Genomic DNA, 11,586 nt, shown 5'->3' with positions numbered 1-11,586 from the left:
GCGCGAGTTCAGCGGCGCAGCACCTTGCGGGCCGCCCAGTTGCCGAAGAACTGGACGGCCTGCACGCCCGCGATGATGATCAGGGTGGCGACCAGGGTGACTTCCCAGTCGAACCGCTGGTAGCCGTAGACCAGGGCGAAGTCGCCGAGGCCGCCGCCGCCGACGGTGCCCGCCATCGCGGACATGTCGACGATGGCGATGACGACGAAGGTGTAACCGAGGATCAGCGGGCCGAGGGCTTCGGGGATCAGCAGGGTCAGGATGATCCGCAGCGGCCCGGCCCCGACGGCGCGCGCCGCCTCGATGACGCCGGGATCGACGGTCACCAGGTTCTGCTCCACGATGCGGGCGATGCCGAACGAGGCCGCCACGATCATCACGAAGGCCGCCGCCTCGGTGCCGATGGTGGTGCCGACCACCTCCAGGGTGATCGGGCCGAGGGCGGCGAGCAGGATGATGAACGGGATCGGGCGCACGATGTTGACCAGCACGTTGAGCACCCAGTTCACCGGCGCGTTGGCCAGCAGGCCGCCTTTGCGGGTGGTGTAGAGGGCGGTGCCGAGGGCCAGCCCGATCAGCCCGCCCACCACGAAGGTCACCAGCACCAGGTAGACGGTGGTGCCGATGGCCTCGGTGAGGATCGGGCGCAACTTGTCCCAGTCGGTCTGCATGTCTTTCCTCAGCGTTCGTCGAGGGCGGCGAGCACGGCGGCGACGGCGTCGTCGGGGCCGTCGAGGGCGAGGGTGATGCTGCCGAAGGTCTTGTCCTGCAAGGTGCTCACCCCGCCGTAGACCACCTCGAACCGCACCCCGGCCCGCGCGGCGGTGGTGAGGGCGGCGCCGATGCCGCGTTTGTCGTCGACGTCGACGGTCACCAGCCGGCCGGTGTGCAGGGCGTCGAGGCGGCGCAACTCTTCGGGGGCGGGACGGTTGTGCAGGACCGTGTCGACGAAGGCGCGGGCCGGTGCCGAGCGCGGGGCGGCGAAGACGTCGAAGGTGCTCGCCAGCTCCACGATCCGCCCGTCGGCCAGCACCGCCACCCGGTCGGCGACCGCCCGGATCACGTCCATCTCGTGGGTGATCACGACGATGGTCACGCCGAGCTCGGCGTTGATCTTGCGCAGCAGGGCCAGCACCTCACCGGTGGTTTCCGGGTCGAGGGCGGAGGTCGCCTCGTCGGCCAGCAGCAGCGCGGGCGAGGTGGCCAGCGCCCTGGCGATGCCGACGCGCTGCTTCTGGCCGCCGGAGAGCTGGTCGGGGTAGCTGCGCGCCTTGTCCGTGAGTCCGACGAACTCGAGCAGTTCGGCGACGCGCGCCTTGCGTTTCGCCCGCGGCCAACCCGCCACTTTCAGCGGGTACTCGATGTTGCCCGCGGCCGTGCGCGAGCGGAACAGGTTGAACTGCTGGAAGATCATGCCGATGTCGCGGCGCAGCTGCCGCACCCGCGCCTCCGGCACGCCGGTGATGGACGTGCCGGCGACCTCGATCGTGCCCGCGGTCGGCTTCTCCAAGCCGTTGATCAGCCGGGCGAGGGTGCTCTTGCCCGCGCCGGAATAGCCGATCACACCGAGGATTTCGCCGCGCTCGATCCGCAGGTCGATCTCGTGCAGGACGGTGTGCTCGCGCTTGCCCGTCCGGAAAACCTTGCTGACCGAGCGGAATTCGACGGCCGGTGCGTCGCTCACTGTCCGTCGCGGATGGTCTGCTGCACGCGCTGCAGGATCTGCTCCAGCTCCGCGCCGCTGCGTCGCACCTCCACCGAGGTGCCCTTCGACGACTCGGCCACCGCGGCCTGCACCTGCGGGTCGTGCCAGATCTCCACCAGCTTCTGGTAGGTGGGGTCGTCCTTGTCCTCGGCGCGGGTGACGAAGGCGTTGATGTAGGGCTCGGCGCCGGGGCTGGACGGGTCGTCCTTGAACAGCGCCGACTTCGGGTCGACGCCGGAGCGCTCCAGGAAGGTGTTGTTGATCACCGAGCCGTCCACCGAGTTCAGCGACAGTGCGGTCTGGGCGGCGTCGACCGGGGTGACCCGCACCTTCGAGGCAGTGCGGTCGATGTCGGCGGGGGAGGGGGTGCGGGTGTCGGAGGACAGCTTCACCAGACCCGCGGCCTGCAGCACGAACAGGGCCCGCGCCTGGTTCGACGGATCGTTGGGCACCGCGATCTCCCCGCCCGCGGGGATGTCGGCCAGCGACGTGTGCTTCTTGGAATACAGGCCGAGCGGCACGATCTGGGTGGCGCCGATCGGGGTGAGGTCGGCGTTGTTCGCGACGTTGTACTCGCCGAGGAACTGCAGGTGCTGGAACAGGTTGACATCGATCTGCCGCTGCGACAGCGCGATGTTCGGCTGCGAGTAGTCCGAGTAGTTGGTGATCTGCAGGGTGATGCCCTGCTCGCGCGCCTTCTGTTCGAACACGTCCCACGACGGATCGCTCTCGGTGGTGCCGATGCGCACCACGTCGCCGGAGTTCGCCTCGTCGGCGCCGCAGGCCGTCAAGCCCAGTGTCGCGGCGGCAACCAAGGCGGTGACGGTCAGTACCCGAGGGAATCTCAACGCATGCTCCAAAATCGTCGTGGTGGGGGACCAGACCATGCAAGCCGGGCGTGCCCGCCGGAACGACAATTGGAATTGTGATGAGCGAAACCCTGGACAACCGGTGCTGAACCCGCCTCAGGGGTGGCGCAGGATCTTCGCCATCGGACGGCCCTTGGCGAGTTCGTCGACGAGCTTGTCGAGGTAGCGGATCTGCCGCATGAGCGGATCCTCGACCTCCTGCACCTTCACCCCGCACACCGAGCCGGTGATCAGGGCGGCGTTCGGGTTGATCGTCGCGGCGGCGAAGAAATCCGCGAAAGTCGTCCCGGCGTCCAGGTGGGCGGCGAGGGCGGCCTCGTCGAACCCGGTCAGCCACTCGATCACCTCGTGCAGCTCGGCCTTCGTGCGGCCTTTGCCCTCCACCTTGGTGACGTAGTGGGGATACACCGAGGCGAAGCTGGTGGTGAAGATCCTGTGCATGTCGCCAGTATCACACCGGTGGACGCAGAACTCCGGCCCGCGCCCGAGCGGTCGGCGTGTGGGGTACCGCCGGTTCGTTCACCCCTCGGCACGGGCCGCGTGGATGGCGGCCAGGGCCGTCGCGATGCGGGCGACGGCCGGGTCGTCGTCGTGGGCCAAGCGCCGGAGGGTGTCGGCCGCCAGGGTGCCCGGTAGTTCGGCCAGCGCTTGAGTCAATCGCACCCGAGTTTCGGAATCTGCTGTGGGAGAGTCGAGTTCGCGCACGAGTCCGGTCATGATCCGGTCCGCCCACGCGGGATCCTGCGCGAGCGCGCCGAGTCGTTCGGCCGCGTCGACGTCGTTCGGGCCGGTCACCACGGTGTCGATCAGGACCGGCACGGCGCTGGTCTCCCCGCGCGCACCGAGCGCGAGGGCGGCGTGGCGGCGGATCGCCGGGTCGTCGCTGTCGAGCGCGTCGGTGAGCGCGGCGGTCGCCTCGGCCGAGGACAGCTCGCCGAGCGCGTGCACCGCTCGCCGCCGGACCTGGGCGTCCGTCGAGCGCAGGCCGGCGGCGAGGGTGGTGACCGCGTCGCCGTCGGCGCGGGCCAGGGCCCACCGCAGCGCGCCCGCGACGTTGAGGTCGGTTTCGGTGAGCAGCGCCTCGGCGAGGAGTTCGGCGGGCAGCCCCGCGTCGTCGGCCGGGGCGAGCACCGCCTGTTGCCGGTGCGCGGCGTTCGGCGAGGTGAGGCCGCGCAGCAGCTGGACCAGGCGCAGCACGTCCTGCCAGTCGGCCGGGTCGGCGGCGTCGACCCGGCGCAACCGGTCGAGCAGTTCCTGTTCGCGATGCAGGCGTTCCTCCGTCTTGCGGATGAGGTCGCCGACCAGGGTGGCCGGAGCGAACCCCGGGTCGTCGAGCGCGCGGGCGATCTGGCTCAGTGACAACCCGAGGGTGCGCAGCCCCTCCACGTGGAAGATCCGCCGGATGTCGGCCGGGGAGTACTCCCGGTAGCCGCCGACGGTGCGGCCCGTCGGCCGCACCAGCCCGAGGGCGTCGTAGTGCCGCAGCATCCGGGCACTCACCCCCGAGCGGCGCGCGACCTCACCGATCAGCACGCGGTCACTCCTTCCGGTCCGGGCCGAGCGCGACCACCCGCTTCGCCTCCGCCACCGCGAGGTCGAATCCGGCCTCCGGATCGCGCAACAGCTGTTCGGTCGCGCGGGCATGGGCGCGCCTGTTCGCCTCGCCATTGTTCATCGCCGCGTGCAGCACCGGTTCGACCGCCGCGCCGAGCGCGACGAACGCCCGGCTCAGGCTGCGTTGCACCTCCCGGTCACCGCGGCCGAACTGGGTGGCCAGCTCGGCGGCCAAGGCCGCTTCCTGCCCCTCCGGGACGAGCACGACCGCCGCGCGCCACGCGCTGCGCGCGACCTCGTCGTCGGCGTCCTGCAGCAGCGCCCGCGTGATCGCCGGCCACACCGACTTGTCGCCGATCTTGGACAGCGTGTGCAGCGCCTGACTGCGCGCCTGGGGCCGCGCGGACTCGAGCTCGGTCCGCAGTCGCGGCACGGTGCGGTCGGCGGGCAGCCGGGTCAGCGCCCAGGTGAGCATGTCGCGCACGAAGAAGTCCGGCTCCACCGCGCACCGCCGCACCAGCGTCTCCAGCAGCGCGGGGTCGGGATGCGTGCCCGCCGCCATCGCCGCCGCCAGCCGCGTCGACGAATTTCCGGCCGCCAACGCCGCCATCACCTGTGTGACCTGGGGTTTCCCGTCCGTCGGGTTCATGATCGACCACCTCCGACCCCCAGTGAAGACCTTGTCACGATGTGAAGGTCAAGCGGAGAAGTTGTGGGCTCATTCATGTTGTGCACAACATAGTTGTGGGCTACTGTTCTTGGGGTGGGTGATGAACTGGCGCTCGATCAGCAGGTCTGCTTTCCGCTGTATGCGGCCTCGCGGGCGATGACGGCGGTGTATCGGCCCCTGTTGGAGGGGTTGGGACTGACGTATCCGCAGTACCTGGTGATGCTGGTGTTGTGGGAGCGGGACGGGCGCAGCGTGGGGGAGTTGTGTCAGGAGCTGGCGTTGGACACCGGCACCGTCTCGCCGTTGTTGAAGCGGCTGGCCGCGTCGGGGCTGGTGGAGCGGGTGCGCTCGACCGCGGACGAGCGGCGGGTGGAGATCCGGCTGACCGACCGGGGCCGGGCGCTGCGCGCGCGAGCCTGCGACATTCCCCGCGAGCTGGCCGAGGCGACCGGTATGTCGCTCGATGAACTCGCGGCGCTGCGCACGACGCTGCGCCGCCTGACGCGGGCACTCACGTCCGCCGATTCCCCGAAGGAGTAAACGATGCAGGTCCTCTACACCGCCGAAGCGCTGGCCACCGGCGACGGGCGCAACGGCCGCAGCCGCACCACCGACGGCGTCATCGACCTGAAGCTGGCGGCCCCGCCCGCGCTGGGCGGCTCCGGCGAGGGCGCCAACCCCGAACAGCTCTTCGCGGCCGGCTACGCGGCCTGCTTCCATTCCGCGCTGCGGCTGGTCGGCAAGAGCGAGGGCGCGAACATCGACGACTCCGCGGTCGGCGCGAAGGTCGGCATCGGCCCGAACGAGGCGGGCGGCTTCCAGCTGGCCGTCACGCTCGAGGTATCGCTGCCGCACCTGAGTGCCGAGCAGGCGCCGGCCCTGGCCGACAAGGCGCATCAGGTCTGCCCGTACTCCAACGCCGTGCGCGGCAACATCGACGTGACCGTGCAGGTCGCCGAGGACTGATCGGTCCCGCGTCGGGCGGGTGTCTCCCCGGTGGAGATGCCCGCCTTTTCATTTCTCGCCGGTTGAATCGTTTATGCATCGTTTTACGGGTAGTCTGCTCGTATCGCACTTCAACCGAGAGAGGTGATCGCCGTGCGTGAGGCGTTCGAGATGATCTTCCAGCTCGTTCACGACCCGCTCGTTCAGTTGTACTACCTGCTGGACAACGCTCTGCCGCGGTAACGCGGGCAGCCGTCGGGGCGGTCGGCCGAGTCCGGCCGCCTCGGCATTTTCGATGCGAGACCGATGCGAGAACTGGAGGCCGAGATGGCGGGCGAGACGATGATCGACCGGCCGGTGCATACCGAGGCGCCTCCGGTGCCCGAGCATCCGGCCGCGTGGTGCACCCGGATGCGCGACGACACCGCGCGCGTGCTCGACGATTTCGTGCGCGCGCGCCGCCGCGAGCACCTGGGCGCGCCCGAAACCGCCGTGCTGGGGCAGGTGATCGGCGACTTCGTCGCGGGCGGCAAGTACCTGCGTTCGGCGCTGCACCTGGCGGGCTGGTCGACCGTGGCGCCGGTCGGCGCGGCCGCGATCCGCGCGGCGGCGAGCGCCGAACTGCTGCACTGCTTCGCGCTCATGCAGGACGACGTGATGGACGAGTCCGCGCGGCGGCGCGGCCGGCCCGCAGCGCACGTCCGGTTCGCGCAGTGGCATGCGCGGCAAGGACTTTCGGGATCGTCGGACCGCTTCGGCGAGTCCGCGGCGACGCTGGCGGCCGACCTGTGCCTGGTGTGGGCCGAGCAGCTGCTGCGCGAGAGCGGGGTGGACGCCGCCGCACTGGCCAGGGCGTTGCCCCGCTACGACGCCATGCGCAGCGAACTGGCGGTCGGGCAGTTCCGCGACCTGGTGAACGACGCGCGGCGGCGGCCGGCACTGGCCGACGTGCTGGCGGTGGCGCGGGCGAAGTCGGGGCACTACACCGTGCGCCGACCGCTGGAGCTGGGGGCGGAGCTGGCCGGGGCGCCGCCGGCGGTGCTCGCGGCGCTCGGCCGGTACGGGGTCGCCATCGGGGAGGCGTTCCAGGTGCGCGACGACCTGCTCGGCGTCTTCGGCGATCCGGGCGCGACCGGCAAGCCGGTCGGGGCGGACCTGCGCAACGGCAAGGCCACCACCGTGGTGGTGCTGGCCCGCGAATACGCCGACGGCGTGACGCGGCGGGAGCTGGCACGGCTGGCCGAACTGCCGGAACTCGGTGCCGAGGAGATCGCCCGGTACGTGCGGGTGATCGCGGAGACCGGCGCGCCACGGCGGCTCGAACTGCTGATCGCGCACCGGCTGCGCGAAGGGCTCGCCGCCATCGCCGGGCTAGAGCCGGGCGCCCGCGCGGTGCTCACCCATCTCGCCCACGCGTGCACCGACCGGTCGCGCTGACATCTCGGAGGAGGATTCGATGCGCACCGTGCGCGGGAGAACAGATCGCGTGGTCGTGATCGGGGCAGGGCTGGCGGGGCTGTCGGCGGCACTGCACCTGGCCGGGCGTGGCCGGGAGGTCGTCGTGCTCGAACGCGCGGCGGTGCCCGGCGGACGCGCCGGACGGCTCGACGTCGACGGCTACCGGCTCGACACCGGGCCGACCGTGCTGACCATGCCCGACATCCTCGAGCAGACCTTCGCGGCCGTCGGCGACACCCTCGGCGACCGCCTCGACCTGCGGCCTCTACACCCGGCCTACGACGCGCGCTTCGCCGACGGCACCCGGTTGGCCGTGCACAGCGAGCCCGACGCGATGTATGCGGAGGTGCGGCGGTTCGCGGGTGCGGCGGAGGCGGATCGCTATGTGCGCCTGCGGGACTGGCTGGGCAGGCTGTATCGCGCGCAGTACGAACGGTTCATCGCGGCCAACCTGGATTCCCCGCTCTCGGCGGTGACGCCCGCGCTCGCCCGGGTGGTCGCGCTCGGCGGATTCCGGTCGGTCGAGACGAAGATCGCGCAGATGCTGCGGGACGAACGGCTGCGGCGGGTGTTCAGTTTCCAGTCGCTGTACGCGGGCGTGGCGCCGCAGCGCGCGCTGGCGGTGTACGCGGTGATCGCCTACATGGACACCGTTGCGGGAGTGTATTTTCCGCGCGGCGGAGTGCGGGCGCTGCCGGACGCGCTGGCCGCGGCCGCGGTGGACGCCGGGGTGGACCTGCGCTACGACGCGGCGGTGACGGCGCTCGAGCGCAGCGGCGCACGGGTCACCGCGGTCCGGACGGCCGCGGGGGAGCGGCTGGCCTGCGACGCGGTGGTCGCCACGACCGAACCGCACCTCACCTACCGCCTGCTCGGTGCGGCGCCGCGCCGGGTGGTTCCGCTGCGGGCAGCGCCCTCGGCCGCGATCGTGCACGTCGGGTTGCCGGCCGGAGCCGACATCGGCCACCACACGATCGGGTTCGGGGCGGCCTGGCGGCGGACCTTCGACGAACTCATCACCGAAGGGCGCACCATGAGCGACCCGTCCCTGCTCATCACCCGGCCCACCGCCACCGATCCCGGTCTCGCCCCACCCGGCCGCGATCTGGTCTCGGTGCTGGCGCCGGTGCCGAACCTCGCGGTGCACCGGGATGGTTCGGTCCTGGACTGGGACGCCGACGGGGAGCGGTATCTGCGCGAGGTCCTCGCGGTCGCCGCCGCACGGGTCCATCCGGGCCTGGCCGACGCGCAGATCCTGGCGACGATCACTCCCGCCGACTGGGCGCGCGCGGACATGTTCGCGGGCACCCCGTTCAGCTATGCCCACACGCTCACCCAGACCGGCCCGTTCCGGCCGGGCAACTTCCCCCGCGCCTTCGACAACGTGGTGCTCGCCGGTTCGGGCACGACCCCCGGCGTCGGCGTGCCGACCGCCCTGATCTCCGGGCAACTGGCCGCGGACCGGATCACCGGCGTGGTACGGGGGACCGCTCGGGTGCGAGCGACGGGAGCCCGCCATGACGCGGCGTGAACTCGATGCCGCGGGCATCACCGACCCCACCCTGCGCCACGCCTACACCCGGTGCCGCGCGCTGAACGCCGCGCACGGGCGCACCTATTTCCTGGCGACCCGGTTGCTGCCGCCGGACCGGCGGCCCGCGGTGCATGCGCTCTACGGTTTCGCGCGGTATGTGGACGACCTGGTCGATCTGCCCGATCGGGACGCGCCCGGTTCCGGCCTCGCCGCGGACGCGCGCATCCGTGCCCACATCGACACGGCCGAGCGGGAACTCACCGCCGCGCTCGCCCAATCGGTGCGCGTTCAATCGGTGCCCGCTCAGCCGATCGTGACCGGCCAACCGGTCGCGTCCGCTCAGCCGGCTGGGCCCGGCCAACCGGTTGTGCCCGCTCAGCCGGCCGGGCCCGGCCAACCGGTTGTGCCCGCTCAGCCGGCCGGGCCCGGCCAACCCGTCGTGCCCGCCCATTCGGCCGCGCCCGCCCAACCCGTCGTGCCCGCTCAGCCGGTCGTGACCGCACTCGCCGACACCGTGCGCCGCCACCGTATCGACCCCGCGCTGTTCGCGGCCTTCCTGACGTCCATGCGCATGGACCTGGAGGTCCGCGACTACCCGACCCGTGCCGCCCTCCAGCGCTACACCTACGGGTCGGCACAGGTGATCGGCCTGCAACTGCTGCCGGTCCTCGGCACCGTCACCGACACCGCCGTGGCGGCTCCGTTCGCCGCCGCGCTCGGCGACGCCTTCCAGCTCACCAACTTCCTGCGCGACGTCGCCGAAGACCTCGACCGTGGCCGCGTCTATCTGCCCGCCGACGAACTCGCCGCGCACGGTGTCGACCGGGATCGCCTGGCCTGGTGCCGCACCCGCGGCCGCCCCGACGCGGCCGTCCGTGCCGCCCTCACCGACCAGATCGCCATGACCCGGGCGGTCTACCGCACCGCCGAGCCCGGTATCGCCCTGCTCGACCCGATGGCCCGCCCCTGCGTGACCACCGCGTTCCGCCTCTACGCCGCCATCCTCGACCGCATCGAAGCCGCCGACCACAACATCTTCGCCACCCGCGCCACCGTCGGCCGCACCCGCAAACTCGGCGTCGCCCTCCCGGCCCTCACCCGCGCCTGGTGGTCGCGCCGCCCCACCCCCCGCCACACGGCACCACCGCGCGCCCAGCATTGAGCTGGACCGATCCGAGACAGAGGGGGCGATGACCGCACTGCCGGCGTGGCGACCGACCCCGAGATGCTCCTGATCACCGAACAGGGCTTCGAGGCGCACTGAGGGCGCTCAACGCCTGAGCCGGTCAGCGCCCCCGAGGCGGTGGCGCGGCGTCACCGCTCGGTCGTGCCGGCCCGCAGGCGCAGGGCCACCCAGGCGGCGATCAGCAGGATCGTCGCGGTGCCGGTGGCGGCGAGGTGGACGCCGGAGAGGAAGGCCTCGTGGACCGAGGTCAACATCGTCTCGGCGGTGGCCTGCGGCAGGCCGCGTGCGAATTCCGTAGCGGCGCCCAGGGATTCGCGTGCGGTGTCGGGCAGGTCGGTGAGCGAGCCGCGGAAGATCGCCATCACGACGCTGCCGAGCAGGGCCACGCCGAGGGCGATGCCGGTCTCGTAGGCGGTTTCCGAGACCGCGGCGGCCGCGCCCGCGCGTTCCGGCGGGGCGGAGCTGACCACCAGATCCGACGACACCGTCAGCGCCACACCGACACCCGCGCCCACCCCGAGGAAGCCGAGGATGAACGGCAGGGTGCTGGTCGCGGCGTCGGGGCCGAGCCGCAGGAACACCGCGGCACCCGCGGCGGCGGTCACCAGCGCACCGGCCAGCACCGCGCCCGGCCGCCAGCGCTGCACCAGCCACGCCGCGGCCAGCGAGGCGACCACGCTGGCCGCCAGGCCGGGCAGCAACAGCAGACCGGCCTGCAACGGCGACCGGCCGAGCACCAGCTGCAGATACTGCGAGCCGAAGAACAGCACACCGGCGAGCGCGAAGACCGCCAGCAGGCTGGTCACGACCGCGACCCGGAACTGCGGCCGCGCGAACAGCGTGAGGTCCAGCATCGGTCGCGGCAGCCGCCGCTGCCTGCGCACGAACAGCACGGCGGCGAGCACGCCCACGGCGGCGGCCGACGCGAGGACCGGCCGCGGGCCGTGCGCGGCGGTTTCCTTGATCGCGTAGACGATCGGCACCAGGGCCAGCAGCGACAGCGCCGCGCTGGGCACGTCGAACCGGCCGGGTGACGGGTCGCGCGATTCCGGGATGAGCACCGGGCCGAGCATCAGCAGCACCAGCATGACCGGCAGGTTGACCAGGAACACCGAGCCCCACCAGTAGTGCTCGAGCAGCCAGCCGCCCAGTAGCGGACCGGCCGCCGCGCCGCCACCGGCCATCGCGCTCCACACCGCGATGGCGATGGTGCGCTGGCGCGGGTCGAGGAACATCGAGCGGATCAGGCCCAGTGTGGCGGGCATGAGGGTGGCGCCTGCGACACCTTGGAGCACGCGCGCGGCGATGAGCATCTCGGGCGAGACCGCCCAGGCCGCGACCGCGGAGGCCAGGCCGAAGCCGACCGCGCCGATGAGCAGCAGTTTGCGGCGGCCGATGCGGTCGCCGAGGTCGCCCATCACCACCAGCAGGCCGGCGAGCACGAACGAGTACACGTCGATGATCCACAGCAGCTGCGGGGTGGTGGGCGCGAGGTCGGCGCTGATCGCGGGGACCGCGAGGTCGAGCACCGTCGCGTCGATCGAGAGCAGCAGCAGGGCCAGGGCCAGCACGGCCAGACCCCACCATGCCCGCGCGGTCGCGCGCGGCGGCGGGCCGGGGGTGGTGGGCACGCCGGTGCTCGGGGTCGTGGTCTGGGGGTTCATC

At 72.1% G+C, this 11,586-nt stretch carries 12 protein-coding genes; 5 read left to right on the top strand and 7 right to left on the bottom strand.

Annotated elements, in window-relative coordinates; genetic code table 11:
* Positions 1-8: 8 nt before the first annotated feature.
* The 6 genes from CRM89_RS15485 to CRM89_RS15460 form a co-directional block, all read right to left on the bottom strand.
* On the bottom strand, positions 9-671 hold the full coding sequence (locus CRM89_RS15485) for a methionine ABC transporter permease (protein WP_098084620.1): 663 nt from the start codon (positions 669-671) through the stop codon (positions 9-11).
* A gap of 8 nt (positions 672-679) precedes the next feature.
* Positions 680-1,684 (bottom strand): methionine ABC transporter ATP-binding protein, encoded by a 1,005-nt coding sequence (locus tag CRM89_RS15480; RefSeq protein WP_098084617.1) that lies wholly within the window; start codon positions 1,682-1,684, stop codon positions 680-682.
* Positions 1,681-2,592: a MetQ/NlpA family ABC transporter substrate-binding protein gene (locus CRM89_RS15475; RefSeq protein WP_098084615.1), complete on the bottom strand. Its 912-nt coding sequence runs from the start codon at positions 2,590-2,592 to the stop codon at positions 1,681-1,683. Before CRM89_RS15475 ends, CRM89_RS15480 begins: the two co-directional genes overlap by 4 nt.
* 78 nt (positions 2,593-2,670) lie before the next feature.
* Positions 2,671-3,015 (bottom strand): DUF2200 domain-containing protein, encoded by a 345-nt coding sequence (locus tag CRM89_RS15470; protein ID WP_011210943.1) that lies wholly within the window; start codon positions 3,013-3,015, stop codon positions 2,671-2,673.
* 78 nt (positions 3,016-3,093) lie between these two features.
* Positions 3,094-4,107, bottom strand: coding sequence for a HEAT repeat domain-containing protein (locus CRM89_RS15465; protein ID WP_098084612.1), 1,014 nt, complete (start codon positions 4,105-4,107; stop codon positions 3,094-3,096).
* Positions 4,108-4,111: 4 nt separating this feature from the next.
* Positions 4,112-4,777: a HEAT repeat domain-containing protein gene (locus tag CRM89_RS15460; protein WP_011210941.1), complete on the bottom strand. Its 666-nt coding sequence runs from the start codon at positions 4,775-4,777 to the stop codon at positions 4,112-4,114.
* Positions 4,778-4,891: 114 nt separating this feature from the next.
* On the opposite strand from CRM89_RS15460, the gene CRM89_RS15455 reads away from it, so the two are divergent.
* The 5 genes from CRM89_RS15455 (at position 4,892) to CRM89_RS15435 (ending at position 9,897) form a co-directional block, all read left to right on the top strand.
* On the top strand, positions 4,892-5,338 hold the full coding sequence (locus CRM89_RS15455; protein WP_060594708.1) for a MarR family winged helix-turn-helix transcriptional regulator: 447 nt from the start codon (positions 4,892-4,894) through the stop codon (positions 5,336-5,338).
* A gap of 3 nt (positions 5,339-5,341) precedes the next feature.
* Positions 5,342-5,764: an organic hydroperoxide resistance protein gene (locus tag CRM89_RS15450; RefSeq protein ID WP_098084609.1), complete on the top strand. Its 423-nt coding sequence runs from the start codon at positions 5,342-5,344 to the stop codon at positions 5,762-5,764.
* A gap of 285 nt (positions 5,765-6,049) precedes the next feature.
* Positions 6,050-7,180, top strand: a complete 1,131-nt coding sequence (locus tag CRM89_RS15445) for a polyprenyl synthetase family protein (RefSeq protein ID WP_228787534.1) — start codon at positions 6,050-6,052, stop codon at positions 7,178-7,180.
* 19 nt (positions 7,181-7,199) lie between these two features.
* Positions 7,200-8,732, top strand: a complete 1,533-nt coding sequence (crtI, locus tag CRM89_RS15440) for a phytoene desaturase family protein (protein ID WP_098084607.1) — start codon at positions 7,200-7,202, stop codon at positions 8,730-8,732.
* Complete coding sequence (locus CRM89_RS15435) at positions 8,719-9,897, top strand: phytoene/squalene synthase family protein (protein WP_098084604.1); 1,179 nt, start codon at positions 8,719-8,721, stop codon at positions 9,895-9,897. The genes crtI and CRM89_RS15435 overlap by 14 nt, the downstream gene beginning before the upstream one ends.
* Before the next feature lie 152 nt (positions 9,898-10,049).
* Here the strand turns inward: CRM89_RS15435 and CRM89_RS15430 are convergent, their stop codons facing one another.
* Positions 10,050-11,585 carry an MFS transporter gene (locus CRM89_RS15430; RefSeq protein WP_098084602.1) on the bottom strand — a complete coding sequence of 512 codons (1,536 nt, stop codon included), beginning with the start codon at positions 11,583-11,585 and terminating at the stop codon, positions 10,050-10,052.
* Position 11,586: the final 1 nt, after the last annotated feature.

It is taken from the genome of Nocardia sp. FDAARGOS_372 (assembly GCF_002554515.1).
Lineage (GTDB): Bacteria > Actinomycetota > Actinomycetes > Mycobacteriales > Mycobacteriaceae > Nocardia > Nocardia farcinica.
This window is presented reverse-complemented; position numbering and strand designations above follow the sequence as displayed.

Excerpts from the sequence above, each read along its gene's own strand:
- CRM89_RS15485 (WP_098084620.1), bottom strand. The coding sequence starts at position 671 with ATGCAGACCGACTGGGACAAGTTGCGCCCGATCCTCACCGAGGCCATC.
- CRM89_RS15475 (WP_098084615.1), bottom strand. The coding sequence starts at position 2,592 with ATGGTCTGGTCCCCCACCACGACGATTTTGGAGCATGCGTTGAGATTC.
- CRM89_RS15470 (WP_011210943.1), bottom strand. The coding sequence starts at position 3,015 with ATGCACAGGATCTTCACCACCAGCTTCGCCTCGGTGTATCCCCACTAC.
- CRM89_RS15460 (WP_011210941.1), bottom strand. The coding sequence starts at position 4,777 with ATGAACCCGACGGACGGGAAACCCCAGGTCACACAGGTGATGGCGGCG.
- CRM89_RS15450 (WP_098084609.1), top strand. The coding sequence starts at position 5,342 with ATGCAGGTCCTCTACACCGCCGAAGCGCTGGCCACCGGCGACGGGCGC.
- CRM89_RS15445 (WP_228787534.1), top strand. The coding sequence starts at position 6,050 with ATGCGAGAACTGGAGGCCGAGATGGCGGGCGAGACGATGATCGACCGG.
- crtI (WP_098084607.1), top strand. The coding sequence starts at position 7,200 with ATGCGCACCGTGCGCGGGAGAACAGATCGCGTGGTCGTGATCGGGGCA.
- CRM89_RS15435 (WP_098084604.1), top strand. The coding sequence starts at position 8,719 with ATGACGCGGCGTGAACTCGATGCCGCGGGCATCACCGACCCCACCCTG.
- CRM89_RS15430 (WP_098084602.1), bottom strand. The coding sequence starts at position 11,585 with ATGAACCCCCAGACCACGACCCCGAGCACCGGCGTGCCCACCACCCCC.